We start from the raw sequence: 25,340 nt of genomic DNA on the forward strand, positions 1-25,340 counted from the left end.
TTTCGCTCGTTCAGACCATCGCCCTCAGGGCGCGTTTGACCATCCTAGATGTCAGCCTGACATCCTCGACATAGCGGGCGACGGCCTGTTCGACCGCGCGCGCTTCCGCATGCGTCGACCGGACGAATTTCAGGCGGGCGCCGATGCGGGCCTGCCCGAGCCGCCAAAGGTCGCATTCGATCACGCCGGCGACCTTCGGATAACCGCCGGCGGTGTTCGCTTCGCTCATCTGCACGATCGGTTCGCCGCCGGGCGGAACCTGAATGACGCCGGGCACGACGCCGTGAGAGCGCATCTCGACGGCGACGGTCGGCGTGATCGGTTCGCCGGACAGACGGTAGCCCGTGCGGTCGCTGCGCGAGGAAATCCGCCAGGTCTGGCTCCAGAAGGCTTCGCCGTCTCCGGCAAAGAGACCATGCTCGCCGGCAGGCAGGGCGCGGATCGTCAATACACCGTCGACCGGCGCCGGGAAGACGTCGCGCAGTGCCACGGCCGGCTCGACGGCGGCGAGGCCGGAGGCCGGCAGCATGGCAATCTCCAAGTCCTCGCCGACCGCGATCCGATCGCCCTTCGCCAGCGGCCGGCCGGCGTTGCCGCCGAAGCCGCCGCGCAGCGACGTGCTGCGCGACCCCATGACAACTGGAATGTCCAGCCCGCCGCCGACCGAAATATAGGCGCGCGCCAGCCGCGGGGGCTGCTGCAGCTGGAGAAGCTGTCCGGGCTCTGCCGCGTAGGCGCACCAGGGAATGAGTGCCGATCCGTCGAGGTAAGGATGGCCGTCGGCACCGGTCACGGCAAAGACGGTGCGCCGCTCGAAGCGCAGGCTGAACGGGAAGGTCTGGACCTCGATCACCGCCGCATTTTCGTCATTGCCGACGAGAATATTGCCGATCCTGACCGCAAGCGGATCCATCGCGCCGCTCGCCGACACGCCGATGTCGCGATAGCCGGGGCGTCCCAGATCCTGCACCGTGTTGAAGGGCCCGGTTTCCAAAATCTCGATCATAGCTCGATCCTTGCCGGCAGGAATCGCACCGTATCGCCTGGCGCCATCATGGCGGGGGTGGGCGCGGTCGGGTCGAACATCTCGAGCGTCGCGAAGCCGATGGAATTCCAGCCATTGGGGCCGGTCAGCATGGCGACGCCGGTCTGCATGCCGCCGATCGTCACGCAGCCCTTCGGCATCTTCAGCGACGGCACGGTCTTGCGCGGCATGTAGATGCGCGGATCGAGGCCATGCAGGTAGCCGAAACCCGGCGCGCTGCCCAAGGCGAAGACCCGATAGGTCGCCTCATGATGGATGCGGACGACATCGCGGTCGCTCAAGCCCGAGAGATCGCAAAGGGCCGGAAGATCGGTCGCATGTTCGCCGCCGTAATGGACAGGAATTTCGATGGTCTTGCCGATGAGATCGATGCTCTGCGCATGCTCCCATGCCTCCAGCAGCCGTGCGACCACCGCATCGGGATCCTCGGGCGTCTCCTTGAAGATCACCAGCAGGTTGGTCATCCCGGGAATATTTTCGGCAAGATCCGCCCAGCCTCTCACCGTTTGAGACAGGGCCCAGATCCGCCGTTGCGCGATGAGATCGAAATCGCCCGGGGCCTCGAGCAGGAAGGATCTGGCCCCGATCGAGGAAACCCGCGCCCGGCTTTGAGTGGCCGGAACGATTTCGCGTTGCGAGGCATGTGTGTTCGTCGTGACGATCATGATGGCAGCTCGATTTCGAACAGAGGGTCACCGAAGCCGACCAGGGCGTCAGGTTCGGCGAGCAGCCTGGTCAAGACCCCGGAATGGCGGGCGCGAAGGGGAAGCAGCACATGGCCTACCCTTATGAAGCCGAGGAGATCGACAGCGGATACGGAGCGCGGCAAAGTTTGGGGCGTGACGGCGGCGGCCGGATGTTCGGCGCAGAAATGCCCCGCCAGCGGCGCCTTCACAACGACAGGTGCGGAACCCGAGGGGCGGGGTGGGGCTAGCTGCGTGCTGATGCAAGCGCCGCCCTCCCCTGAAACGTCAATGCGAATCTGCCCGTCCGGCCGCGAGATTTCGAGGCCCTTCACGCCGGCGGCCGTCAGCGCGTCGGTGAGGAATGCAATGGTTGCGGGATCGCTGAAGTCAATGGCGCTCATGCGGCCGGTCTCCGCAGCTTCAGCCAGTTCTCAAGATAGTGGATATCGGTCTCACCGCGCGCGAAGGCGTGGTCCTCGAACAGGGCGCGCAGGAAGGCGATATTGGTGGCGATGCCCTCGATCTCGGTAGCGGCAAGCACCTCGCACATTCTGGCCATCGCTTTCGCCCGCGTCGGCGCGTGGACGATCAGCTTGGCGATCAGAGAGTCGTAATAGGGGGAGACTCTGTAGCCGGAATGAATATGCGTATCGACCCGGATGCCCGGCCCCTGCGGCAAAGCGAGACGGGTGACGACACCGGCCGAGGGCAGGAAAGTGTCGGGATCCTCGGCGTTGATGCGGCATTCGAATGAGTGGCCCTTGCAGGTGACATCGCCCTGGGCGAATTCCAGAACCTCGCCTTGGGCCGCCCTTATCTGCGCCTGGACGATATCGATCCCGCTCGTCAGTTCGGTGACGGGATGTTCGACCTGAAGCCGCGTGTTCATCTCGATGAAATAGAAAGCGCCGTCCTCATAGAGGAATTCGAAGGTGCCGACGCCGCGGTAGCCGATCTGGCGGCAGGCCTGCACGCAAGCCATGCCGACCGGCTGGATGATGTCGGGTGCGATCCCGGGCGCCGGCGCCTCTTCCACCACTTTCTGATGGCGGCGCTGCATCGAGCAATCCCGGTGTCCCAGCCACACGGTATTGCCGTGATCGTCGCAAACGACCTGGATCTCGATATGGCGCGGATGCTCCAGGAATTTCTCCATGTAGAGGGCGGGCGAGCCGAAGGCCTTGCGCGCCTCTTCCCGGGTCAGCGCGATCGCTTCATGCAGCTGATGGGCTTTCGGGACGACGCGCATGCCGCGCCCGCCGCCGCCACCGGACGCCTTGACGATGACGGGATAGCCGATCTCCAGCGCGATGCGCTCGATTGTGGCCGGGTCGTCGGGCAGCGCGCTGTCAGGGCCGGGAACGCAGGGAACACCAGCCGCCATCATCGCCCGCTTCGCCGCGATCTTGTCGCCCATGGTCGCGATCGACGAAGCGGTCGGACCGATGAAAGTCAGCCCGGCCTTTTCGACGGCCTCGGCGAATGCGGCGTTCTCCGACAGAAAACCGTAACCGGGATGGATGGCGCCCGCGCCGGTCAGGCGTGCGGCGAGAAGGATGGCATCCTGATTGAGATAGCTCCTGCCCGCAGCCGACGGGCCGATGCAGAGAAAATGGTCTGCGGTCTTGATATAAGGCGCTTGCCTGTCCGCTTCGGAGCAGATGGCGACCGTCTTCAGGCCGAGTTCGCGGCAGGCGCGCTGAACCCGGGCGGCGATCTCGCCGCGATTGGCGATGAGGACCGTATCGAAACGGCGCCCTGAAGCAGCGGATTGTTCCGAGGTTTTCGGCATCAGACGATCTCCGCCAGCAGGTCGCCGGTTTCGACCTCGCCATTGTCGATATCGGTGAGATGCGTGATGCGCCCGGACCGCGGCGCGGCGATCGTGTTGAAGACCTTCATCGCCTCGATAATGAAAAGGGTCTGCCCCTCCTCCACCGCGTCGCCGATCGCCACGAATGGCGGCTCGCCGGGCGCCGGCGCCCGATGAAGGACGCCAAAGACGGGCGCCTTCACCGCATGGGAGGTTTTCTCGACGCTCGAAGACGCATCGGAGATCAGGCTTGTCGTCGATCCGGGCTCTTTCGAGGGTTCGGCGACAGCGGTCTCTCGCGGCGACGCGCGGAAAATCCGAACCGTCACATCCTTTTCCGTCACGGTCAGCTCGGTAATGTTCGATCGTCCGACAAAGTCGATCAGCGTCTTGATCTTCGAGAGGTCCATGTGCGTGCTCGGAATTTCAATTTCCGCCGGGCAGAGCTGAAGGTTCGGATCGCCCGGCGTCGTCATTTTCGTAGCACGACGCGCCGACTAATGGGGTCAGACGAAGTTTTGATGGAGTGCAGTCAGCGCCTTGTCGGCCCTATCCGCGGGCGCCCGCGAAGTCGCCAACCGACAGGCGTGGTCCCTCGAAATCCCTATTGGAATCCTGTTTCCTTCTGATGCGGTACGGCGAGGATCGTCAAGAAGTCGCCATCCACGCGATAGCGCGCGCCGTATCCGCTCTCTCCGAAATCGATGAACCATTCCCGGTATTGCTCGGGCAGATCTTCGACGAAGCGTCCTATATGGGGATGCGCGCCGAGGAGGTTGACGCCTTTGAGAATGCTTTCGCCTGCCCGCTTTGCGACCGACGGGTTTTTCGGCCGCAGGAACTCCCGGAGCCGCTCGAGGTCGCGGATGGCGGCCGGGGAGAAGATTACTTGTGGCATTCGGATGCGGACAACTCGTCGTCAGTTCCCACGTCGAAAGCCATTTTTCGACCTCGACGCCGGTGACATGCAGTCCCGTCGCTTCAAATTCATTCCAGGCGTCGAGCGTCTCCTGCCGCAGCGCCTCCCGCTTCTCCTCGCGCTCGACATATTGCGCGATGGCTTCACGCATGATCCAGTGGGACGAACGGCGGCGCGCCTCGGCCAATTGTTGGACGCGGCCCTTAAGCTCGTCATCGAGCTTGAGCGAGGTCGGCGATGCCATGAGGCCCCCTTAGCGAAAGGTAATACCTGACGCTAATTTTGGCTTGCTCGCGGTATTTGTCCATGAATGAATTGAATGAGGCGGTTCCGTAGCGTCAGCCCTTCGGAGATGCGATGCTCTCCCGCAGGATAAGCCTGCTGCGGATGATGGTACGCATCGCCACCGCATTCTCAGTTTGCCGGACAGCGTCGAGCAGGAGTCCCACGGCAGCGCGCCCCATCTCTTCCACCGGCTGCTCGATCGTCGAGAGCGGCGGCGAGCAGAATTCGCAGACAGGAGAACCGTCGAAGGAGACGATGGAGATGTCACCGGGAACGCTCAAGCCGGCGCGCTGAATGCGGCTCATGAATGAGATCGCCATGTCGTCGCTCGTTGCGATGACGGCTGTCGGCCTGGCGGCGAGTTTCATGAAATCATCGACCGCGCGAATGCCGATCTCGAAGCCATGCTGGTATTCAAGTTCGCCGCCGGATCTCGACACGGCTTCTTCCGAAAGCCCTCCCGCCCGCAATGCCTCGAGGACGCCGCCATAACGCTCGACATCGTGATAGTTGCCTGTGGGGCCGGCGATATAGAGGAAGCGCCGATGACCCGAACGGATCAATTCCGTCGTTGCTTCCCGTATCGCCTCCCGGTCGTTGGTCACAACGCTCGGCAGTCCTGCATCGCTCATGTCGAATAGCATTGAGACGATCGGCAGCCCAGAATCCGCGGGCGAACGCCCGTCGATCTCGGGAAGTTTCGATGAGAAGATGATGGCTCCCCGGACCGTTCCGCCGAAGGCAAGATCGAGGATGTGCCGTTCGGAAACCTCCTCGCGATCAAGATTGGCGATCATCAAATTATACCCCTGTTGGATCAGGGACTTGTTGATGCTCTGCAGGACCTGCGGAATGATCTGCGAGGCGCCATAATAGGGCGATCCCGGCAGGATGATCATGATCGTATTGGATTTGCCGACCCTGAGGCCGCGCGCCATCGCATTGGGCGTATAGCCGAGCTGCTTGGCCGCCGCATTGATCCTGGCACGCGTCTTCTCGTTGACCCGTCCGGGATTGGCGAGCGCCCGGCTGACCGTCGATATCGCCACGCCGGCGAGCCGCGCCACATCGGCCATCAACGCCCCCGACTGCTCCTCTCCAGCCACGTCCTTGTTTTTATTCACTTTTAATTCGTCCCCCCGGATGCTTCGATATGCAACTTTAAGGCAGGCGGCGGTTTATAGCAAACGTTTGCCAAAAAACGCTTGCTTAAAAAGCCAGCTTGACTATCATTTAGCCATGGCAAACGATTGCCATTACTTAATGCGTTGAAATCCATGATTTATTGAATGCGGAACTGCGGTTCCGCACGCAGATATGTCATGCCTTGAGAAAATGGGATAGATATGGCTATTGGCGACAGGCTGCGCTTCGGCGTCGATCTCGTGACGTTCTTTCATCCGGGCTTCTGGGACGTCGATAGCGATGATGCGATCGTCGCCCATGCGCGCGCCGAACCACGGGCCTTCTGGGACAAGATACTCGACAGCGTCCAGGCCTCCGGCGTCACCGGTGTCGAGCTGACCTTCTCTCCCTTCAACTGGCAGGATGCGATCAAGACTTATGGTTCCGTCGACGCCTTCGCTGCCGAGCTGGCAGACCGCGGCCTGACGCTCTGCAGCGGCTTCTTCGCGGAGCTGGAGGCGGCGGGCGACTTTGCCGACCCCGAGGCTCAGCGCGCGCTGATCGACAAGGCGGAACGCTATGCCGACTTCCTGAAAGCCTGCGGCAGCGACATCATGGTGATCGGCGCGCCGCTTCGCCAGACGCTCGGCGCCCAGCCGGTGCAGTTTTATGGCCTCGACCGCGCCAAGGTGATTGCCGACTTTCTGAACCGGCTCGGCGCGACCCTCTATGATAGGGGCGTGCGGCTGGCGCTGCATACCGAGGCGCATTCGATTTTTGCCGGTGCGCGTGACGTCGATCTGATGATGCTTCTGACCGACCCCGCCTATGTGCATATGTGCCCGGACACGGCCCACATCATTGTTGCCGGCTCCGATCCCGTCCAGCTCGTCGATCGCCATCACGAGCGGATGATCATCGCCCATTGGAAGGATGCGATCGGCCCCATGCCCGCCGACACCCCGATCGACAAGCAGATCCATGATCGCCATCGCCCCTATTTCTGCGGCTTCGGCCTCGGGCGGGTCGACTGGCCAGCCTGGATCCGGCTGCTGCGCGACCGGGCCTATGAAGGCTGGGCGATCCTCGAACTCGACGCCGCGCCGGATCCCGTCCGCGACATCGCCAACGGGCTGACGCTCGTCCGGCAGGCGCTCCTGCCGATCTACCGCTGACAATCATTCCGAGAACGACAAACGCCCCGCAAAGAGGGAATTTTCAAGAGGTGGAACAATGAAGACTATGATGAAGCTCTTTCTTGCCGGCGTGGCATTCGCTGGTATCCTCGCTTCGGCCCATGCCGAGGACAAGCCGACGATCGAGATGATGTCGTCCTGGACGTCGGGCGGCGAAGCGGCGGCCTTGAATGTCATCAAGACCGAATTCGAAAAGCGCGGCGGCGTCTGGAAGGATTCTTCCATCGCCGGCTTCGGCGCGGCCGATGCCGCCTTCCAGAACCGTATCGTCGCCGGCGATGCGCCAGGCGCCAAGCAGGGCGTCATCGGTCTTGCGGCTGCGGACTTCGTCAGCCAAGGCCTTTTCAACCCGATCGGTGACGTCGCTGTCGCCGGCAAATGGGCCGAGGTCCTGCCGAAATCGATCTACGATCTCATTTCCTATGACGGCAAGGTCTATCTTGCGCCGACCGGCGCCCATGGCGAAAGCTGGGTCTTCTATTCGAAGGAAGCCTTCGGGAAGGCGGGCATCGCAGAGGAGCCCAAGAGCTGGGACGAATTCTTCGCCGATCTCGACAAGCTGAAGGCCGCCGGCATCGTTCCGGTCGCCTGGGGCGGTCAGCCCTGGCAGCAGACCAAGGTTTTCAACATGATCCTGCTCTCTCAGGTCGGGATCGACGGTTTCCTGAAGATCTATGTCGACAAGGACAAGAGCCAGGCCTCGGTCGACGGCGTCACCAAGACCCTTGAAATCCTCGGCAAGCTGCGCGGCTATGTCGACGCCGGTGCTGCCGGCCGCAATTGGAACGATGCGACGGCCATGCTGATCACCGCCAAGGCCGGCGTGCAGTTCATGGGCGATTGGGCCAAGGGCGAATTCACCGTCGCCGGAAAGGAGCCGGGCAAGGATTATGGCTGCATGATCGCGCCGGAATCGAAGGGCATGGTCTATATCGCCGACTCCCTCTGGTTCCCCAAGACCGGTAATGCCGGCACCGAAAAGGCGCAGAAACTTCTCGCCGAGGTCGTCATGGATCCGGTTGTTCAGATCGAATTCGCGCTGAAGAAAGGCGCGGTTCCCATGCGCACCGACGTCGACAAGTCGAAACTCGATGTCTGTGCCCGGAAGGGCGCGGAGCTGATGGCTGCGGGCGCGATCGTGCCGGACCAGGCGATTGTGCTGACGCCCCAGCAGGTCGGCGCGCTCGACGACTACGTCGACGAATATTGGAGCGGCGGCTCGAACGACGCAGCCTCCGCCGCCGCGAACTTCTTCGCCATTTTCGAATAGGATAGCGCTGGTGGCGTCAGTCTGATGCCGACGCCGCCGCTGCCCGCCGCCATTGTGCAGCGGCGGCGTGCTCCTTTCATCCGTCGACGAGCTGGCCGATGTCGTTCAAACGCAAGCCTAATCTTTCCGCCACCATCGCCCTGCTGCCGACATGGTTCGTCGCGGTCGCGGTCTTCATCGGCACCATGGCGTGGTCGGTCCGCCTGTCTTTCACCAATTCCACGCTCTTTCCCTCCTCGACCTATGTCGGCTTGGCGCAATATTCGAAGCTCTTCTCTTCGGCCAAATGGCTCGCATCGCTGCAGAACGTACTGATCTTCGGCGTCCTCTACGTCGCAGGCTGCCTGCTGCTCGGCTTCCTGCTCGCCGCCGCCCTCGACCGCAAGATCCGCTTCGAAAGCGCCTTCAGGACCATCTTCCTCTATCCCTACGCCATGTCCTTCGTCGTGACCGGGCTGATCTGGCAATGGATGCTCAATCCGACGCTCGGTATCCAGGCGAGTATGCGCTCGCTCGGCTGGGATAGTTTCGTCCTCGACTGGGTGGTCAATCGCGACATGGCGATCTACGCGCTGGTCCTCGCCGGCGTCTGGCAGGGTGCCGGGTTCGTCATGGTCATCGCGCTTGCCGGCATGCGCGGCATCGAGGCCGACCAATGGAAGGCGGCGCGCATCGACGGCATTCCCGTCTGGCGGATCTATGTCTCGATCATCCTGCCTCAGCTCGGGCCGGCGCTGGCGGCGGCCGGGATGCTGCTCGCCATGGGCGTGATCAAGACCTACGACATCGTCGTCGCCATGACGAATGGCGGTCCCGGCAATGCGACAGAAGTGCCGGCAAAATTCATCATGGACAATCTGTTCGGCCGCCAGAACCTCGGCCTTGCCACGGCAGGAGCGACCGTGCTCGTCCTCGGGGTCATCCTCGCGGTCGCCCCCTTTCGCTATGCGATGCACATGCGCAACAGGGCGAAGGGGGCCGCGTGATGGCCGCTCTTCATCCGAACGGCCCGAAGCCGGCACGGCTCACCGCGGGGCGCATCGGCCTCTACGCCTTCCTGGTCGTCGCCGCGCTATTCTTCCTCCTGCCGCTCTACACCATGGTCGTCACCTCGCTGAAATCGATGGACGAGATCCGGCTTGGGCAGATCTTCGCGCTGCCGTCCACGCTCGATTTCTCCGCCTGGGCGACCGCCTGGTCTGGCGCCTGCATGGGAACCGTCTGTGTCGGCATTCGCAGCGGCTTCTGGAATTCGGTGGCGATCACCCTTCCCGCGGTTGCGCTCTCGGTCTTCATCGGCGCCGTCAACGGCTATGCGCTGTCGCTCTGGCGACCGCGCGGGGCCAACCTGCTCTTCGGTCTGCTGATGGCCGGCGGTCTCATCCCCTATCAGATATTCCTCTATCCGATGGTCCGCGCGATGGCGAATATCGAGCTCTACAATTCGCTTGCCGGCATCATTCTCGTGCATGTCATCTTCGGCCTGCCGCTGGTGACGCTGCTCTTCCGCAACTATTTCGTCAGCGTGCCGGAAGAGCTCTGCAAGGCGGCGCGTGTCGATGGCGCCGGTTTCTGGCGCATCTTTTTCGAGATCATGCTGCCGATCGCCGTGGCGATGGTGGTCGTGGTTTCGATGCTGCAGTTCACCGGCATCTGGAACGACTTCCTGCTCGGCCTCGTCTTCGCCGGGCGCGACAACCTGCCGATGACCGTGCAGCTCAACAATATCGTCAACACCACGATGGGCGAGCGGACCTACAACGTCAACATGGCGGCGACGATCCTGACCGCCATCGTTCCGCTTGCCATCTATTTCCTGTCCGGCCGCTGGTTCGTGCGCGGCATCGCGGCCGGCGCCGTCAAGGGGTAACGCTTCCATGCAATCCGCCGTCTCCGTCAAGGATCTGAAGATCGCCTATGGCCACCATACGGTGATCGAAAAAATGTCGATCGATATTGCCCCGCAGGAGTTCCTGGTGCTGCTCGGACCTTCCGGCTGCGGCAAGTCCACGCTGCTGAATGCCATTGCCGGGCTGCAGGACATCGTTGCCGGCGAGATCTGGATCTCAGGCAAGAACGTCAGCTGGGAGGAGCCGAAAGACCGCGGCATCGGCATGGTCTTTCAGTCCTACGCGCTCTACCCGCGCATGTCGGTTCGCAAGAACCTCTCTTTTGGCCTTCGCGTCGCCGGTCTGCCGAAGGCCGAGATCGAGGCCCGTGTCACTCGCACGGCCGCTCTCCTTCACCTCGACACACTGCTCGACAGGCGCCCGGCCGAACTTTCCGGCGGTCAGCGCCAGCGTGTCGCCATCGGCCGGGCGCTGGTGCGCGAAGTCGATGTCTTCCTCTTCGACGAACCGCTGTCGAACCTCGACGCCAAGCTGCGCAACGAATTGCGCGTCGAGATCAAGAAGCTGCATCAGCGCCTCGGCAACACCATGATCTATGTGACTCATGATCAGGTCGAGGCCCTGACCCTTGCCGACCGCATCGCCATCATGCGCGACGGCGTCATCCAGCAGCTCGCCTCGCCGGCCGAGATCTATCGCCGGCCGGCCAACCTCTTCGTTGCCGGTTTCATCGGCGCGCCGGCGATGAACTTCGTCGAAGGTCGGATCGAGCGCGGCGACAGCGCGCCGGTCTTCCGGAGCAAGGGGCTTGCCGTCGATCTCTCCGGTTATTCCTTTCAAGCAAATGCGGCGGAAGGAGCGGCAACACTCGGCTTTCGCCCTGAGCATCTCGTGCTCGACGGGACGGCAGGCAGCCTGCCCACCATTCCCGGCCGCGTTTCCGTCGTCGAGCCGATGGGATCCGATGCTGTCGTCTGGTTCGACTGGGCCGATCAAAGCCTCTCGCTCAGGCTGATGGGCGACGTGGCCCTGCAGCCGGGCGACGCCGTGGCTCCCGGGCTCGATATTGCCAGGGCGTCGCTCTTCGGTGCCGATGGATCGCGGCTGTGATGCGCCGCCCCTTTGTTTTCTCGCAATCGCCGGCGCGCTGCGCGCCGTTTTGAGCAATCGCTCCAGGACAGGATTTGGAAAGACATGCCTGAGGTCATCTACGATGCGCTGGTGATCGGCTCCGGCGCGGCGGGTTCCTTCGCGGTCAGAGAACTGACGGCTCAGGGGCTGTCGGTGCTGCTGCTCGAAGCCGGTCCCGCCGTCGGGCCGGGGGATTTCGACCCCGCGCGCAAGAAGGCGCCCGCCAGCAGCATCAATATCTGGGAGCGTGCCCGCGCCACGATCAAGGGCCAGCCGATCCAGGCGCGCGCGGCCTTCTTTACCGAGCGCTTCAGCCACTTCTTCGTCAATGACCGCAAGAACCCCTATACGACGCCGAAGGGTGAGCCTTTCCTGTGGATTCGCGGCCGCCAGGGCGGCGGGCGTTTGCACAGTTTCGGCCGCGTTCTGCTGCGCTGGACCGACGACGATTTCAAGATTAGGTCGCGCTCGGGAAAAGGCGTGGACTGGCCGGTCTCCTATGATGAGCTCACGCCGTTCTACGACGAGGTGGAGACTTATCTCGGGCTCTACGGCAACAAGGACGATGCGCCGACCCTTCCGGACGGCATCTATGCCAAACCGGCAAGCCTGACGCCCGCCGAACAGATCTTCAAAAAGGCGGTTGAAAGCCGTTGGCCGGAGAGGCGCGTCGTTTCCTGGCGCTATATCGCGCCGGATGCCGACCGCATGCCGCGGCCGCTCCGGGAAGCCAAGGCCACCGGCCGGCTGACGGTCCGCTACGACGCCGTCGTTCGCCGCATCACCATCGATCAGAAAACCGGCCGCGCCACCGGCGCGGAGATCATCGACCGCAATACGGGAGAAGTATCGACGCCCCGGGCGGCGACGGTAGTTCTTTCCGCATCGCCGATCGAGAGCGTGCGGCTGCTTTTGAATTCAGCTTCGCCAAGACATCCTCACGGGCTCGGCAACAGCTCGGGCGTCCTCGGCCGCTATTTCATGGACCAGCTTCCCTGCCTCGCCTTCGGGTCCTTTTCGAAGGCCAAGGGCTGGGCGCCAGACGAATCCGCTCCGGCCGACCCGTTCTACAACCCGTCGGGCGGGATCTTCATCCCCCGCTTCGGCGAGGGCGATGCCGCCCGCGGCGATTTCGACTACCAGGGCAGCGTCGGCCGGGCGCCGGTCTCTGGCGACACCGATGCGCGTCTCGCCTTCTTCGGCTTCGGCCGCATGCTGCCCTATGCCAACAATCGCATCACCCTCGATGTCAGGCGCAAGGACGCCTGGAACATTCCCGTGCCGCATATCCGCTGCATCATGCAGGCGGATGAGCAGGCGCTGCTCCGCCGACAGGAGGAGACGCTGATTGCGATGATCCGGGAAGTCGGCGGCGAACTCGAATTCATCGGCTCGCCCACCGGCCTCAAGGAGATGGGCAAGGGCGCCTTCCCCGATGCCGACGCCTTCAGCCGCTTCATGTTCCGCACATGGTTCCGCAAGACCATGTGCATTGGCGCGGCAATTCATGAAACCGGCGGTGCCCGCATGGGTGAAAGCCCGGAAGCATCGGTGCTCAACCCTTATAACCAGGTCTGGGATGCGCCGAACCTGGTCGTCACCGACGCCAGCGCTTTTCCCGGCAGCGGCATCGCCGGCACGACGCTCACCGTCATGGCCCTGACGATCCGCGCCTGCCGAAACCTGGTCGACCGGTACCGGGCCGGGCAACTTTAAGGCCCGCTTGGAACGAGAGGCGCGAGTAACCGTTCAGCCCGATCAGTGGTCGTCATATAACCTTCGCACTGACATGCTCCTGTCAACAAAAGCAGGAAGGAAAAAGCCATGTCGCAGTCACATCAGGATCAGCTCAACCGGATAAAGGCCGAGATCGCCGACAGCTTCGATGAGGAGCTGGAAATGCAGATGGAGGAGGATCGGCTGGACGATCTGGTAGCCGAGGGAATGTCGGAACCGGCCGAGCAGACGCTCGAACGTAAGATCTACTTCCGCGAACTCTTCCGGCTGCAGCACGAGCTCGTGCGGCTGCAGGATTGGGTCCAGCACAAAAAGCTGAAGGTGGTAGTGCTTTTCGAGGGCCGGGATTCGGCCGGCAAGGGCGGGGCGATCAAGCGCGTGACCCAAAGGCTCAACCCGCGCGTCTGCCGAACCGTGGCACTGCCCGCTCCGACCGAACGGGAACGCCATCAATGGTATTTCCAGCGTTATGTTCCGCATCTTCCCACCGCCGGCGAGATCGTGCTCTTCGACCGCAGCTGGTACAACCGCGCCGGCGTCGAGCGCGTGATGGGGTTCTGCACCGCTGACGAACTCGAGGAGTTCTTCCGCTCGGTGCCCGAATTCGAACGGATGCTCGTCCGTTCCGGCATCGTGCTGATCAAATACTGGTTCTCGATCACCGACGAGGAACAGGAATTCCGCTTCAAGATGCGCATCCACGATCCGCTGAAGCAGTGGAAGCTTTCGCCAATGGACATGGAAAGCCGTGTACACTGGGAGGAATATACCAAGGCCAAGGAAGAAATGCTGGCGCGCACACACACCAAGGAAGCGCCCTGGTGGGTGGTGCAGGCCGTCGACAAGAAACGGGCGCGGCTGAACTGCATCGCCCATCTTCTCGAGCAGATTCCTTATGAGGATGTGCCGAAGCCGGAGATTCAGCTGCCGGATCGTATCCGTCACGCCGATTACAACAGAGCGCCCGTTCCGCCGGATATGTATGTGCCGGAGCGCTATTGAGCGCTATTGAAGGCATGGCGGACGGGTCGGCTGGCGCCACATCGATAATGCGCAGTCCGCCGGCTACGCCGCGCGCGGCGTGGCGTAGCGGCAGACCGTCTGCGGCTATCACATGCCGTCAGGCAGCGATATCGGCCATCCGGTTCAATTCCTCGATGGCCTCATCGGGCAGCACGAGGCGGGCGGCGGCGAGGTTTTCCCTGAGATGGCCGACGGAGGAAGTACCGGGGATCAGCAGAATATTCGGCGCGCGATGCAGCAGCCAGGCGAGCGCCACCTGCATCGGCGTAGCGTCGAGGCGTGCGGCGACATCGGAGAGCGTCGAAGACTGCAGCGGCGTGAATCCGCCAAGCGGGAAGAACGGCACATAGGCGGTGCCCTCATGGTCCAGATCGTCGATGAGCGGATCGTCGGCGCGAAGTGCCAGGTTATACTGGTTTTGCACGCAGACGATGTCGGTGATCCCGCGGCCTTCAGCGACCTGGCGCGAGGTGGCGTTGCTCAAGCCGACGTGGCGGACGAGACCCTGCCGCTGGAGATCGGCAAGCACCGTCAGAGGTGCTTCTATCGACCCTTCGGCCGGGCCATACACGTCGAACATGATCCTGAGGTTGACGACATCGAGCACGTCAAGGCCGAGGTTACGAAGATTGTCGTGCACTGCCTGCGTCAGCTCATCGCGCGAGAAAGCCGGAATCCACGAGCCGTCCGTGCCGCGTCTGGCGCCGATCTTGGTGACGATGACGAGATCATCGCGATAGGGTCGGAGGGCTTCACGGATGATCTGATTGGTGACGTGCGGACCGTAGAAATCGCTGGTGTCGATGTGATTGACACCGCCTGCGACCGCCTCGCGCAGCACCGCAAGCGCGGCGCCATGATCCCTGGGCGGGCCGAACACGCCGGGCCCGGCCAGTTGCATGGCGCCATAGCCAACTCGCTTGACGTTGCAGTCGCCGAGATTGAAGCTGCCGGCGTGGTCGATAATGGACATGATCTCACTCCTTTCAAGAGATGAAGCCAAGACTACGCCGTGGCGGAGCGTGTGATAATCCGGTACAATCCGTACAGGCCGTGCGGAGTGGCGAACAGTGAAAGCAGATTTGAGTGATCTCAATGCCTTTGTCGCCGTGGCGCGAGCCGGCGGTTTTCGCGAGGCGGCGCGGGCCAGCGGCGGCAGTGCCTCCTTCCTGAGCGAGGCGGTGCGGCGCCTTGAGGCTGAGCTCGGGGTCAGACTGCTCAATCGGACAACGCGCAGTGTCGTTCCGACCGAGGCGGGCAAAGGCCTGCTGGAACGGCTTGGCCCCGCGTTGACGGAGGTGGAAGCTGCGCTCGATGTGGTCAACCGATTTCGCGACAGTCCGGCTGGTTCTCTGCGGCTTAATGTGCCGGTCAGCGCGGCGCGCCTGGTGCTGCCAGCCATCGTCCCGCCATTCCTCGCCGCCTATCCCGATATTCGCCTCGAGATCGTCGCCGAAGAGAACTTCGTCGACGTGCTCGCTGCCGGATGCGATGCCGGCATCCGTTATGACGAGCGGCTGGAGCAGGATATGATCGCGATTCCGATCGGGCCGCGCCAGCAGCGCTTTGCCACTGCCGCGTCCCCCTCCTATCTCGACCGTCGTGGCCGGCCGCAACATCCGAGCGAACTGCTCGACCATGCCTGCCTGTTGGGCCGTTTTGACAGCGGTGCGCTGACGACGCCCTGGGAATATGAGCGGGACGGCGAAGTGGTGCGGGTCGAACCATCAGGACCATTGATCGTCAAAGTCGGCGGGGCGACCGATCTGTCTGTCGACGCCGCCATCGCGGGCACGGGCGTGATCAGCATATTCGAAGACTGGCTGCGCCCGCATTTCGACAGCGGCGTTCTCGAGCCCATTCTCGAACCCTGGTGGCAGCGCTTTTCCGGGCCGTTTCTCTATTATCCCGGGCGGCGACTGGTGCCCGCACCGCTCCGCGCCTTCATCGATTTCGTCAAGGCGTCAGCTAACCCGGCTTGAACGAAATTGCCCGGAGCTTAAAGCGCGTCGGGATCCTTCAGATCCGTTCCATGCGCTTTGACCCAAATCAATGAGAAACCGGATCTAAGCCTGAAAATACTTTAGATCAATGGAGGCATCGATGTACAAGCATTTGCTCATCCCCACAGATGGATCGGCCTTATCGACAGCCGCTCTCGAGAAGTCGATACGTTTTGCGAGCGAGATTGGAGCGAAAGCAACCGTTTTGACGGTCACGCAGCCGTTTAAAGTGCTTTCGCTGACGCCCGACCAGCTCGAGTTCTCACACGAAGAATATGATCGTTATGCTGGGCAGGTGGCTGATGAAATCCTCGAGCAAGCTCGGAACGTCGCCGCGCAAGCAGAAGTCGTCTGCTATGCAACCCGTGAAATCGACATCGATCCTTCCGTATCTATCGTCAGAAAGGCAGCGGAAAGTAATTGTGATCTGATCGCGATGGGGTCCCATGGACGAGAAGGTTTCAAGGCGTTCATGCTCGGTAGCGTGACGATGAAAGTCCTTGCGAACTCCCGCGTTCCTGTCCTCGTCTATCGCTGAATGCTCATCCATCCCGAAATCTGTTACGGCAGGCAAGCAGCCATGCGGACGACGAGGCTCATTTTAAGAAGCAGGACAACTGCTGAAGTATAATTTCAAACGCCGACATTGAGGCATGGCTTATCGGACCGGCGGTGGCCTGGTGTCTGCGCTGAGGCGTAGAATGGAAGGTGAAAGCTACACCATTATTGTGAAAGTCGATTGTGCAGCCCGCCTGTTCAACTCCCTTGATCCTACGCCTTTCCGCGAACGAGACTTGGACCCCGACGCTGAGCGATTCATTGTCGAATGGGCGCAAGAGGCGCCGGGCAGTGTTCAACTGAAGATCGTGGTTCAGATGCCCAGCCAGGAGGCGGCGGGCGAGTCGGTGGCGGCGATCTGTCAGGCAATACAACATAATTTTGCGGTACGTGTTGCTCACGCAAGTCGAGAACTGCGCGAACTCTTGCGGGAGGGTCGACGTGAACTTGTTGTTGGCCTTCCGATCTTGGCGTTGAGCATCGCCGCCAGTCCGCTGATCATCCACGCAGTTGGATCCGATACGCTCGGAAGAGTCCTAAGTGAAAGCCTTCTTATTTTCGGCTGGGTTGCCAACTGGCGCCCGCTTGAGATCTTCCTTTACGATTGGTGGTCCATCGCCCTTCGGCGCAGATTATATCAGCGGCTGGCCAAAGCGGACGTGAGCGTCGTTGCAGCATGAGACTGAAGGTTCTTCTCAAAGCATGAAGAGGGGGCGCAAATTGCTCATGCATAAGCGATACCAGACGCGGCGATCGTTTCCGTCTTTTCAGCTGTTAACTTTACAGCGAGGGGAACATCTCTGGGAGGGCCGCCTCCTGGGTGGTGAAGCGTTCGACGAGTGGAAAGAGCGAGCGCGGAAGACGCCTTCACCTCGATCTGGCGCATCACCCGGTCCAGCCTCACGGGAAAACCGTTCCAGTGCGGCAAGGCCTCGCCGTTCATTTCGTGGGCGACGAGCGAGTCCTCATCGCTCGCCTTCCAGGCCGGCATGCTCCTCTGAAAATCAGGGGTCTTGTCGTAGATGGACCCATCGGCGCCGTTGAAAGCGACCTCGATGGCGGCGTCGGAGATGACCCGCCTTCGAAGGCTTTGAACGGCAGGGCGGGTATCGCTTCGAGGACGGAGCGTTGCAGATCCAGGGGAGCGACATCCGAGGAATATCGCAACCCCTCCGGAAAGCGGTCGTCGGCCGCACCGAAGAGATCCTCCTGCGCCGTCACCATTCGTTTCTCAATGCACGCTTGGAGTTTCCATGACCATTGCGAAGTCTTCTGCGACCAGTTCACTGACGGCTATGAGGATTTCCTCCCGCGAAAAGCCCGATGTCAGCGCACGCTGGATCAGGTCCTGCAGATCCGGCTCGACCACATCACGGCAATCCTCGAGGCGTTCTTCTGAAACGGCAAGACTATTCAATTCGTCCATTGTCTATCCTTTCGGGAAAGCTATTAACGCGCTGCCGTCTGCTTGCGCCCGGTCAGCAGCCCTTCGCGCTGCATCTTCTTGCGTGCCGCCTTGCGTTGCCGGCTGATCGCCTGGGCTTTTTCTCTGACGCGGCGTTCGGACGGCTTCTCATAGGCACGCCGTTCCTTCATTTCGCGGAACAGCCCTTCGCGCTGCATTTTCTTTTTCAAAGCCCTCAGGGCTTGATCGACGTTGTTGTCTCTGACAAGTACCTGCATTCGCATTCTCCTTGTTTGGATGATGGGCCGATCTCCGTCAGCCGCGTTATTCGGCCTGCGTTCATGGCGGCAAAAAGGGAAATGCCTTTCAAGCTCCAGCATTTGGGACAGCATCGCGACCCTTGCGCCGGCCGATCAACGACCGCAACCGCAGCCGCAATATTTCGTGGTTCAAAGACATCCTCGGCTGTCGGCGGAATCAGCTTGCCCGGTTGGATTGCCCGTGGGCCGCCCGGATGGCGGCATGCCGCGGATCATGTTGCGTTCATTCGCTTCACCGCTTGAGTGTCCGTCGGCTGCGGCCCTTAAGGTAGGTGCCGGTGTCAGGATTGCAATGGTGTGCAGCCGGCTTAGAGGCGGCATCAGAAGAACGCTGCCGCAACATAGTCATGAGGAAGGTTCTTTCAAGTTAACCGGGTGTAAATTGGTCGAAATTGCGTCAATTTTGATTGAATCAGATAACGTATTGGTCGCTTCAAAAGCGTCAATGCACGTTATGGATGAATGTTAACCTTGCGTTAAATACCCCATTGACTTGCAGTATTAACAAGTTGTTAAAGAACTCGCTCGCTACGGTCAAAATGGCCCGACTGATAAACAATTTTAGGAGAAACTAATGGTATCCGCGGTTCACGCAACTGACGATAGTGCAACTTTTCAAGAAACTGACGTAATTTCCGGAAATCTTCTGTCCAACGATTCCTCCGATAACGGCCACCTGTTCCTGCGCGCCTTCGACCAGCAGTCGGTCGGCGCCAAGCAGGCCGGTCAGATCACTGAAATCCAGGGCGACTACGGCACGTTCTTCGTCAAGGCCGACGGCAGCTACACCTATGTGCTGAGCGATGCTGCCAAGATCGGATTCAGCAACGGCGAGACGCTGGTCGAAAAGGTTTCCTACAAGATCTCGGACGGCGCCGGCCACACCGACGTCGGTCTGTTCACCCTGAACATCCAGGGCGTGACCCAGATCAAGCCGGTCGCGGTCGATGACTCCTACGACTTCACCGAAGGCCAGCCCATCGGCGGCAACGTTCTGGACAACGACATTGCCGGCGACAACGGCAAGATGTTCCTGCGTCAGTTCCTGAGCACCAAGGTGGATGCCGCTGCAGACGCCGTAACCGACGTTGCCGGCACGTATGGCACATTCCATGTCAAGTCGGACGGCACGTTCACCTACGACCTGACGGCCGATCTGGATGCAGGCGTGACCTACACGGAGGTCCTCCGCTACTACAAGATCTCCGACGGCGAAGGCCATACGGACACTGCCAAGGTAACGCTCAACATCCTCGGCACGGACGCTCATCCCGACGGCGTCAGTGTTTGATCCGAAGCAATAGATTTGTGAGACAAGACGCCCGCCGCGCAACCGGCGGGCGTTTTCGCATGGGCGTTCTTGATGCGTACTTTCGGATATAGTTGCTCGTAATCCTTTTTAGCTAGTTCTTATAAAATCCTCACGAGCGTAGTCTTGATGTTCGGAGGACACGCCGTTGACCGAACACATCGAACCCAGACAAATCGAAACGGACGATCTGACAAAAGTCTGGTCCGTCACCGAGTTTTGCGCTCGTCACCATATCGATGCCGAGGAACAAGCGCTGCTGCTCAGACTTTTCGGGCCGTTCGCCACCGCCTGCGAACTGCTTCACAATGCCAGACGTGCTCAGCGATTCAGATAATATCCTCTGTACTTCCTTCGCTCCTCTCTGCGCGAGAAAAACGGCTCCGACCTATGCCCGAGGTTAGGCTCTGCCCCTGCGTTCGCGGGCGTCTATAGGGTCGCAGTCTCCCCCGCGCGTCTGAACAAGACGCGCGGCGCTTTGCTGCAATTTCCTGAATTGCTCCTCGCTTTCTGCACAAAATCTGCAATCCGGCGCGGCATGTTCCCGCCATTTGCAAGAACGCCAGCCCGCCCCGCCCCGCACTCCCCGCCTTGCCGGATCGGCTCCGCAATGACGGATGGTGGCTGACGGAAGGGTCGCGAGACACCCCTGCCGCGACGAGATCGGACACCAGGCTCATCATGAGGGCAACGCGGCATTTGCAACAGGAGCAGCAATGGATACAGCCGATATTTTGACAGAATCGATGTCGATCAAACGCGGCAGCGGCCGGACCGTGGCGCCGCTTGCGCTGGTGGCGCTTGCGGATTTTCTGATCTTTGGCCAGGAGAATCGCCGCGCAGTTGAGGCGGAACCTCCTGCCCTCAGCTTTTCAGATAGCTGACGACAGCGTCGGCGATCATGCTGCGATGGCGTTCGATCGTATCGCCGTCCGAGAGATTGCGTCTGAAGATCGTGCCGAACGTATACCGGTTGGAAACGCGGAAGAAGCAGAAGGCGCTGATCATCATGTGGATGTCGATCGGGTCGGCCTTGCGTCGGAAGACTCCCCGGTCAAAGCCGCGCTCCAATATGCCGGCGATGGTTTCGATGACCGAAACGTTGAGATCGCGGATCGCCTCCGAACGAAGCATATGCGCGGCGTGATGGATGTTCTCGATGCTGACCAGGCGGACGAAATCCGGATTGGCCTCATCGTGATCGAAGGTCGTTGAGATCAGCGTCCGCAACGCCTCTTCCGGTTCGAGATTGGACAGATGCAGATCGGATTCCAAAGAGCGGATCTTGCGATAGGACTGCTCCAGGACGGCAAGGTAGAGTCCCTCCTTGCTGCCGAAATAATAATAAATCATCCGCTTCGACGTGCGTGTCTTCTCGGCGATCGAGTCGACGCGGGCGCCGGCGAGCCCATGGGTCGAGAATTCCTCAGTGGCGACGAGAAGGATGTCTTCCTTCGTCTGCTGTGGATCGTTCTTCCGGCCGTTTTCGCCCCGTTCCGCCATAAGCCTGGTCGCCAGCCCTTCTAAACTGCTGTTTCGTCTTAGAAATTTCGGCCTTCAAAGGAATTCGAAGCAGATGCTTCGGTCTCTCTGCCCACCAGTCTTATTCACGTTGACGGCCGGTTTCAATAGATGGCGCTTGACATACGAACTAGTTAGTACATTTTGAAGGGCGAGCGGTAAGGGAGTTGATCGCGACGCAATATCTTGGTCGGACATGCAATCGGCATTTCCGGCGACGGTCGATGGCCTGCGAGCAAAGGCCGCGCTTGGGAGGAGCGAATGACCCGTATCATCGGTTTTTATTTCTTCGCGCTGAAGGTGACGATCGCTCTGCTGCTGGCGGGCATGGTCGTGCTGGTTTTCGGCAATGTCGTGCTTCGCTATGCCTTCAATCAGGGCATCACCTCGTCCGAGGAGTTGTCGCGCATCTTCTTCATCTGGCTGACTTTCCTCGGCGCCGTCGTGGCGATGCGCGAGCACGCCCATCTCGGGGTCGACTCCCTGATCACCCGCCTGCCGAAACCTGTCGCCAAGCTCGCGGTGCTCTTGGGCTACGGCATGATGCTGGTCGCCACTTGGCTGATGATCAGCGGCAGCTGGGCCCAGACGCTGATTAATCTTCACGTCTCGGCCCCGGCGACCGGCATTTCAATGGGCGTCTTCTACGGCGCGGGGCTCGCCTTCGGCGTGCCGGCCTTTTTCATCCTGCTCTGGGACGCCTATGCGATCGCGACCGATCGCATCGATGTGACGACCGCCGCACTCGTGCGTGACAGCGAGGAGCAGGCCGCACTCGAAGATCCCGCGCAGACCGCCTTCCCCGTTCTGAATCCAAAGCACTGAGGAGGCCGTCATGACCGTCACCATCTTCCTCGGCGCTCTTCTCGGTCCGATGGCGCTCGGGGTGCCGATTGCCTTTGCCCTGATCATCACAGGCGTGGCGCTGATGATGTATCTCGGCATGTTCGATGCCCAGATAGTCGCGCAGAATGTGCTGAACGGAGCCGACAGCTTTCCGCTGATGGCCGTGCCTTTCTTCCTGCTCGCCGGCGAGGTGATGAATACCGGTGGCCTTTCACGCCGCATCGTCAATCTCGCCATGGCCATGGTCGGCCATATCAGGGGCGGTCTCGGCTTCGTCGCGATTTTCGCGGCCTGCATACTCTCCAGCCTTTCCGGTTCTGCGGTCGCCGATGCAGCGGCGCTTGGCGCCCTGCTCTTTCCGATGATGCTGAAATCCGGCCACGATCCGGCCCGCGCCGGCGGCTTGCTCGCCTCGGCCTCGATCATCGGCCCGATCATCCCGCCGTCGATCGGCTTCATCCTCTATGGCGTCATCGGCGGCGTTTCGATCACCAAGCTCTTCCTGGCCGGCATTTTCCCGGGCCTGATGATCGGTGCTGCCCTTTGCATCACCTGGCTGATCGTGGCACGCAAGGAGCAGTTTGCCCTGCCGCCGAAGCAAAGCGGCGCGGTGCGGATGAAGGCTCTCGTCGACAGCATCTGGGCGCTGATGCTTCCCGTCATCATCATCGTCGGCCTGAAATTCGGCGTGTTCACCCCGACCGAGGCCGGCGTCATCGCGGCGGTCTATTCGCTCTTCGTATCGATGGTCGTCTATCGCGAGCTGCCGCCGTCGCGGCTGTTCGAAGTCTTTGTCGCCGCCGCCAAAATAACCTCGGTGGTGATGTTCCTGGTGGCCTGTGCCGGCGTTTCCGCATGGCTGATCACCGTTGCCGACGTGCCCGGCGAGCTCGCAGCCCTGGTCGAACCGCTGATGGGCAATCAGACGCTGCTGCTGCTTGCAGTCATGGTGCTCATCGTCGTCGTCGGCACCGCCATGGACATGACCCCGACGATCCTGGTGATGACGCCGGTGCTGATGCCGATCATCAAGCAGGCCGGCATCGACCCGGTCTATTTCGGCGTGCTGTTCATCATCAACAATTCGATCGGACTGATCACGCCGCCGGTCGGCACGGTGCTCAACGTCATCTGCGGGGTGTCGAAGCTTTCGATGGAAGAGCTGATGAAGGGCGTCATGCCCTTCATGATTGCAGAGCTGGTCGTTCTGCTTCTGCTCGTCCTTTTCCCTGAGCTTGTGACCGCACCAGTCGCCTGGTTCGGACATTGATGTCGCCGTGTCGGCGATGGAATTTCAACGCGGCCGGAGGGAGATGCCGGCCTAATCCTGGGAGGAAAACATGCTGAATAGATTGACGAAACTGGCGCTGGGACTGGCCCTGCCGATCGCCTTGCTGACAAGCGGCCCGGTTATGGCCGAAATCCGCGAGCACAGCCTCAAATTCGCTGCCGCCAACAACAAGGGTCATCCCCAGGTCATGGGCATGGAGAAGTTCGCCGAGTTGGTGAAGGAAAAGAGCGGCGGCAAGATCGAGGTCAAGCTGTTTCCGGGCGGCGTGCTGGGCGGCGACGTCCAGACGGTATCGGCTCTGCAGGGCGGCGTCATCGAGATGACGGTGCTCAATGCCGGCATTCTCGCAAGCAACGTCAAGCAGTTCGGTGCCGTCGACCTGCCCTTCCTCTTCAACAGCGGCGAAGAAGCCGACAAGGTGATGGACGGCGCCTTCGGCACCAGCCTGATGAAGCTGCTGCCCGATACCGGCCTCGTCGGCCTCGCCTATTGGGAGCTCGGTTTCCGCAATCTCACCAACAACCGTCATCCCGTCACCAAGCTCGAGGATATCAAGGGCCTGAAGATCCGCACGATCCAGTCGCCGATCCCGATCGAGCTCTTCAACAGCCTTGGCGCCAACGCCGTGCCCCTCCCCTATACCGAGCTCTATACCGCGCTCGAGACCGGTACCGTCGACGGTCAGGAGAATCCGGCCGCCAACATCATCAACGCAAAATTCTTCGAGGTGCAGAAGTACATGACGGTGACCCGTCACCAGTACAATCCTCAGATCGTGCTCATCAGCAAGAAGTTTTGGGACGGTCTCAATGATGAGGAGAAGGCAGTCTTCCAGTCGGCTGCGACGGAAGCCCGCGACTATCAGCGCAAGGTTTCCAGGGAGCTCGATGCCAAGGCGATTGAGGAGATCAAGAAAACCGGCATGGAAGTTGCCGAACTCAGCCCCGAAGAGACGCAGAAGCTGCGCGACGCCGTCAAGCCGCTGATCGACAAGTTTGCAGGCCAGATTGGTGCAGAGACCGTGACGCAGCTCTTCAAGGAGCTCGACACGGTTCGCGGCAAGTAAGCCGATCGCAGGCCCGCAGCGACCCTGCGGGCCTTCCGAGCACGACAAGAAACGGGAAATGGCGCATGGCCGAGACACTGCTGAAACCGTTGAAGGCCGGGCTGATCGGCGCCGACATCCAGGCCTCGCTGACGCCTGCGATGCATATGCAGGAAGGTGCGGCGCAGGGGCTGGACTATGCCTATGAACTGATCGACCTTACCAGCCTGAACGCGACGCCGGCCGATCTTTCCCGGCTCATCGAGGACGCCGAGGTACGCGGCCTAGCCGGCCTCAACATTACCCATCCCTGCAAGCAGCGCGTTATTCCCCTGCTCGACAACTTGTCGCCCGAGGCCCGCGCGCTCGGCGCCGTCAATACCGTCGTCCTGAAAGGCGGCCGGCGTTTCGGCCACAATACCGACTGGTGGGGTTTTGCCGAAAGCTTTCGGCGCGGGCTGCCGCAGGCCGACCTTTCCTCCGCCGTTCAGCTCGGCGCAGGCGGGGCGGGTGTTGCGACCGCCTATGCGATCCTGACACTGGGCCTTGATCGGCTGACGGTCTTCGATCGCGAGCATGAGCGCGCCGTCGATCTGGCCGAAGCGATGTCCGCGCTCTTTCCCGGCGCGGTGATCACTGCCGGCAGCGACCTTGCCGCCTCGATGCAGGGCGCATCCGGGCTGATCCATGCGACGCCGACGGGCATGGCGAAATACCCCGGTGTGCCGCTTCCGCCGGACCTCCTGGAATCGCGGCATTGGGTCGCCGAGATCGTCTATTTTCCTTTGGAAACCGAGCTTCTGCGGCAGGCAAGAGCGCGCGGCTGCAGAACGCTCGACGGCGGCGGCATGGCGGTATTCCAGGCCGTCGGTGCCTTTCGTCTGATCACCGGCATGGAGCCTGATGCCAGCCGTATGCTGATGCATTTCAAGACGATGACGACATAAACACCGCAATTCGGA

At 61.4% G+C, this 25,340-nt stretch carries 29 protein-coding genes and 1 pseudogene; 17 read left to right on the plus strand and 13 right to left on the minus strand.

Annotated elements, in window-relative coordinates; translation table 11 throughout:
- Positions 1-10: 10 nt before the first annotated feature.
- The 8 genes and pseudogenes from J2J99_RS26725 to J2J99_RS26760 form a co-directional block, all read right to left on the minus strand.
- Positions 11-1,006 (minus strand): 5-oxoprolinase subunit C family protein, encoded by a 996-nt coding sequence (locus J2J99_RS26725; RefSeq protein ID WP_168297741.1) that lies wholly within the window; start codon positions 1,004-1,006, stop codon positions 11-13.
- On the minus strand, positions 1,003-1,710 hold the full coding sequence (gene pxpB / locus J2J99_RS26730) for a 5-oxoprolinase subunit PxpB (protein WP_168297740.1): 708 nt from the start codon (positions 1,708-1,710) through the stop codon (positions 1,003-1,005). The genes J2J99_RS26725 and pxpB overlap by 4 nt, the downstream gene beginning before the upstream one ends.
- On the minus strand, positions 1,707-2,132 hold the full coding sequence (locus J2J99_RS26735) for an acetyl-CoA carboxylase (protein ID WP_168297739.1): 426 nt from the start codon (positions 2,130-2,132) through the stop codon (positions 1,707-1,709). Before J2J99_RS26735 ends, pxpB begins: the two co-directional genes overlap by 4 nt.
- On the minus strand, positions 2,129-3,523 hold the full coding sequence (gene accC, locus J2J99_RS26740) for an acetyl-CoA carboxylase biotin carboxylase subunit (RefSeq protein WP_168297738.1): 1,395 nt from the start codon (positions 3,521-3,523) through the stop codon (positions 2,129-2,131). Before accC ends, J2J99_RS26735 begins: the two co-directional genes overlap by 4 nt.
- On the minus strand, positions 3,523-3,954 hold the full coding sequence (locus J2J99_RS26745; protein ID WP_168297895.1) for an acetyl-CoA carboxylase biotin carboxyl carrier protein: 432 nt from the start codon (positions 3,952-3,954) through the stop codon (positions 3,523-3,525). The genes accC and J2J99_RS26745 overlap by 1 nt, the downstream gene beginning before the upstream one ends.
- A gap of 194 nt (positions 3,955-4,148) precedes the next feature.
- Complete coding sequence (locus J2J99_RS26750; protein WP_168297737.1) at positions 4,149-4,442, minus strand: type II toxin-antitoxin system RelE/ParE family toxin; 294 nt, start codon at positions 4,440-4,442, stop codon at positions 4,149-4,151.
- A pseudogene (locus J2J99_RS26755) lies at positions 4,430-4,707 on the minus strand (CopG family ribbon-helix-helix protein). The gene J2J99_RS26750 and the pseudogene J2J99_RS26755 overlap by 13 nt, the downstream one beginning before the upstream one ends.
- Positions 4,708-4,801: 94 nt before the next feature.
- Positions 4,802-5,872, minus strand: a complete 1,071-nt coding sequence (locus J2J99_RS26760; RefSeq protein ID WP_168297736.1) for a LacI family DNA-binding transcriptional regulator — start codon at positions 5,870-5,872, stop codon at positions 4,802-4,804.
- Between the two features lie 222 nt (positions 5,873-6,094).
- On the opposite strand from J2J99_RS26760, the gene J2J99_RS26765 reads away from it, so the two are divergent.
- The 7 genes from J2J99_RS26765 to ppk2 all read left to right on the plus strand — a co-directional run bounded on the left by J2J99_RS26765 (position 6,095) and on the right by ppk2 (position 14,059).
- Positions 6,095-7,048, plus strand: coding sequence for a sugar phosphate isomerase/epimerase family protein (locus J2J99_RS26765; protein ID WP_168297735.1), 954 nt, complete (start codon positions 6,095-6,097; stop codon positions 7,046-7,048).
- A gap of 58 nt (positions 7,049-7,106) precedes the next feature.
- A complete protein-coding gene (locus tag J2J99_RS26770; RefSeq protein ID WP_168297734.1) occupies positions 7,107-8,339 on the plus strand; it encodes an ABC transporter substrate-binding protein in 1,233 nt (410 codons plus the stop codon).
- 98 nt (positions 8,340-8,437) lie between these two features.
- The gene (locus J2J99_RS26775; RefSeq protein WP_168297733.1) at positions 8,438-9,325 is read left to right on the plus strand and encodes a carbohydrate ABC transporter permease; all 888 of its coding nucleotides are present in this window, start codon (positions 8,438-8,440) and stop codon (positions 9,323-9,325) included.
- The gene (locus J2J99_RS26780) at positions 9,325-10,209 is read left to right on the plus strand and encodes a carbohydrate ABC transporter permease (protein WP_168297732.1); all 885 of its coding nucleotides are present in this window, start codon (positions 9,325-9,327) and stop codon (positions 10,207-10,209) included. The genes J2J99_RS26775 and J2J99_RS26780 overlap by 1 nt, the downstream gene beginning before the upstream one ends.
- 7 nt (positions 10,210-10,216) lie before the next feature.
- On the plus strand, positions 10,217-11,299 hold the full coding sequence (locus J2J99_RS26785; protein ID WP_168297731.1) for an ABC transporter ATP-binding protein: 1,083 nt from the start codon (positions 10,217-10,219) through the stop codon (positions 11,297-11,299).
- A gap of 84 nt (positions 11,300-11,383) precedes the next feature.
- Positions 11,384-13,036 carry a GMC oxidoreductase gene (locus J2J99_RS26790; RefSeq protein WP_168297730.1) on the plus strand — a complete coding sequence of 551 codons (1,653 nt, stop codon included), beginning with the start codon at positions 11,384-11,386 and terminating at the stop codon, positions 13,034-13,036.
- A gap of 108 nt (positions 13,037-13,144) precedes the next feature.
- Positions 13,145-14,059 (plus strand): polyphosphate kinase 2, encoded by a 915-nt coding sequence (ppk2, locus tag J2J99_RS26795; RefSeq protein ID WP_168297729.1) that lies wholly within the window; start codon positions 13,145-13,147, stop codon positions 14,057-14,059.
- A 118-nt stretch (positions 14,060-14,177) separates the two neighbouring features.
- Here the strand turns inward: ppk2 and J2J99_RS26800 are convergent, their stop codons facing one another.
- The gene (locus J2J99_RS26800; protein WP_168297728.1) at positions 14,178-15,053 is read right to left on the minus strand and encodes an aldo/keto reductase family oxidoreductase; all 876 of its coding nucleotides are present in this window, start codon (positions 15,051-15,053) and stop codon (positions 14,178-14,180) included.
- A gap of 97 nt (positions 15,054-15,150) precedes the next feature.
- On the opposite strand from J2J99_RS26800, the gene J2J99_RS26805 reads away from it, so the two are divergent.
- The 3 genes from J2J99_RS26805 to J2J99_RS26815 all read left to right on the plus strand — a co-directional run bounded on the left by J2J99_RS26805 (position 15,151) and on the right by J2J99_RS26815 (position 17,321).
- Complete coding sequence (locus J2J99_RS26805; protein ID WP_168297727.1) at positions 15,151-16,062, plus strand: LysR family transcriptional regulator; 912 nt, start codon at positions 15,151-15,153, stop codon at positions 16,060-16,062.
- A gap of 121 nt (positions 16,063-16,183) precedes the next feature.
- Entirely contained in the window at positions 16,184-16,621 is a 438-nt protein-coding gene (locus tag J2J99_RS26810) for a universal stress protein (RefSeq protein WP_168297726.1), read from the plus strand.
- A gap of 163 nt (positions 16,622-16,784) precedes the next feature.
- Positions 16,785-17,321, plus strand: a complete 537-nt coding sequence (locus J2J99_RS26815) for a hypothetical protein (RefSeq protein ID WP_168297725.1) — start codon at positions 16,785-16,787, stop codon at positions 17,319-17,321.
- A gap of 44 nt (positions 17,322-17,365) precedes the next feature.
- Here J2J99_RS26815 and J2J99_RS34770 read toward each other — a convergent pair whose 3' ends face one another.
- The 3 genes from J2J99_RS34770 to rpsU form a co-directional block, all read right to left on the minus strand.
- The gene (locus J2J99_RS34770; protein ID WP_207600992.1) at positions 17,366-17,803 is read right to left on the minus strand and encodes a molybdopterin-dependent oxidoreductase; all 438 of its coding nucleotides are present in this window, start codon (positions 17,801-17,803) and stop codon (positions 17,366-17,368) included.
- Between the two features lie 69 nt (positions 17,804-17,872).
- Positions 17,873-18,067, minus strand: coding sequence for a hypothetical protein (locus J2J99_RS26825; protein ID WP_016736977.1), 195 nt, complete (start codon positions 18,065-18,067; stop codon positions 17,873-17,875).
- Between the two features lie 23 nt (positions 18,068-18,090).
- A complete protein-coding gene (rpsU, locus tag J2J99_RS26830; protein ID WP_168297724.1) occupies positions 18,091-18,324 on the minus strand; it encodes a 30S ribosomal protein S21 in 234 nt (77 codons plus the stop codon).
- 616 nt (positions 18,325-18,940) lie between these two features.
- Here rpsU and rapA2 point away from each other — a divergent pair.
- The 3 genes from rapA2 (at position 18,941) to J2J99_RS34640 (ending at position 20,559) form a co-directional block, all read left to right on the plus strand.
- Complete coding sequence (gene rapA2, locus J2J99_RS26835) at positions 18,941-19,657, plus strand: calcium-binding lectin RapA2 (RefSeq protein ID WP_168297723.1); 717 nt, start codon at positions 18,941-18,943, stop codon at positions 19,655-19,657.
- Positions 19,658-19,823: 166 nt separating this feature from the next.
- Positions 19,824-20,012 carry a hypothetical protein gene (locus J2J99_RS26840; RefSeq protein ID WP_168297722.1) on the plus strand — a complete coding sequence of 63 codons (189 nt, stop codon included), beginning with the start codon at positions 19,824-19,826 and terminating at the stop codon, positions 20,010-20,012.
- A gap of 379 nt (positions 20,013-20,391) precedes the next feature.
- A complete protein-coding gene (locus J2J99_RS34640; protein ID WP_168302291.1) occupies positions 20,392-20,559 on the plus strand; it encodes a hypothetical protein in 168 nt (55 codons plus the stop codon).
- Here the strand turns inward: J2J99_RS34640 and J2J99_RS26850 are convergent.
- On the minus strand, positions 20,540-21,178 hold the full coding sequence (locus J2J99_RS26850; protein ID WP_168302304.1) for a TetR/AcrR family transcriptional regulator: 639 nt from the start codon (positions 21,176-21,178) through the stop codon (positions 20,540-20,542). The two genes, J2J99_RS34640 and J2J99_RS26850, sit on opposite strands and share 20 nt — an antisense overlap.
- A gap of 279 nt (positions 21,179-21,457) precedes the next feature.
- On the opposite strand from J2J99_RS26850, the gene J2J99_RS26855 reads away from it, so the two are divergent.
- The 4 genes from J2J99_RS26855 to J2J99_RS26870 all read left to right on the plus strand — a co-directional run bounded on the left by J2J99_RS26855 (position 21,458) and on the right by J2J99_RS26870 (position 25,325).
- Positions 21,458-22,021 carry a TRAP transporter small permease gene (locus J2J99_RS26855; RefSeq protein ID WP_168302303.1) on the plus strand — a complete coding sequence of 188 codons (564 nt, stop codon included), beginning with the start codon at positions 21,458-21,460 and terminating at the stop codon, positions 22,019-22,021.
- Between the two features lie 10 nt (positions 22,022-22,031).
- Positions 22,032-23,312 (plus strand): TRAP transporter large permease subunit, encoded by a 1,281-nt coding sequence (locus J2J99_RS26860; protein WP_168302302.1) that lies wholly within the window; start codon positions 22,032-22,034, stop codon positions 23,310-23,312.
- Positions 23,313-23,382: 70 nt separating this feature from the next.
- A complete protein-coding gene (locus tag J2J99_RS26865; RefSeq protein WP_168302301.1) occupies positions 23,383-24,399 on the plus strand; it encodes a TRAP transporter substrate-binding protein in 1,017 nt (338 codons plus the stop codon).
- Between the two features lie 65 nt (positions 24,400-24,464).
- Positions 24,465-25,325 (plus strand): shikimate dehydrogenase, encoded by an 861-nt coding sequence (locus J2J99_RS26870; protein WP_168302300.1) that lies wholly within the window; start codon positions 24,465-24,467, stop codon positions 25,323-25,325.
- The last annotated feature ends 15 nt before the right edge of the window (positions 25,326-25,340 follow it).

It is taken from the genome of Rhizobium binae, assembly GCF_017357225.1.
In the GTDB taxonomy this organism is placed as follows: Bacteria; Pseudomonadota; Alphaproteobacteria; order Rhizobiales; family Rhizobiaceae; genus Rhizobium; species Rhizobium binae.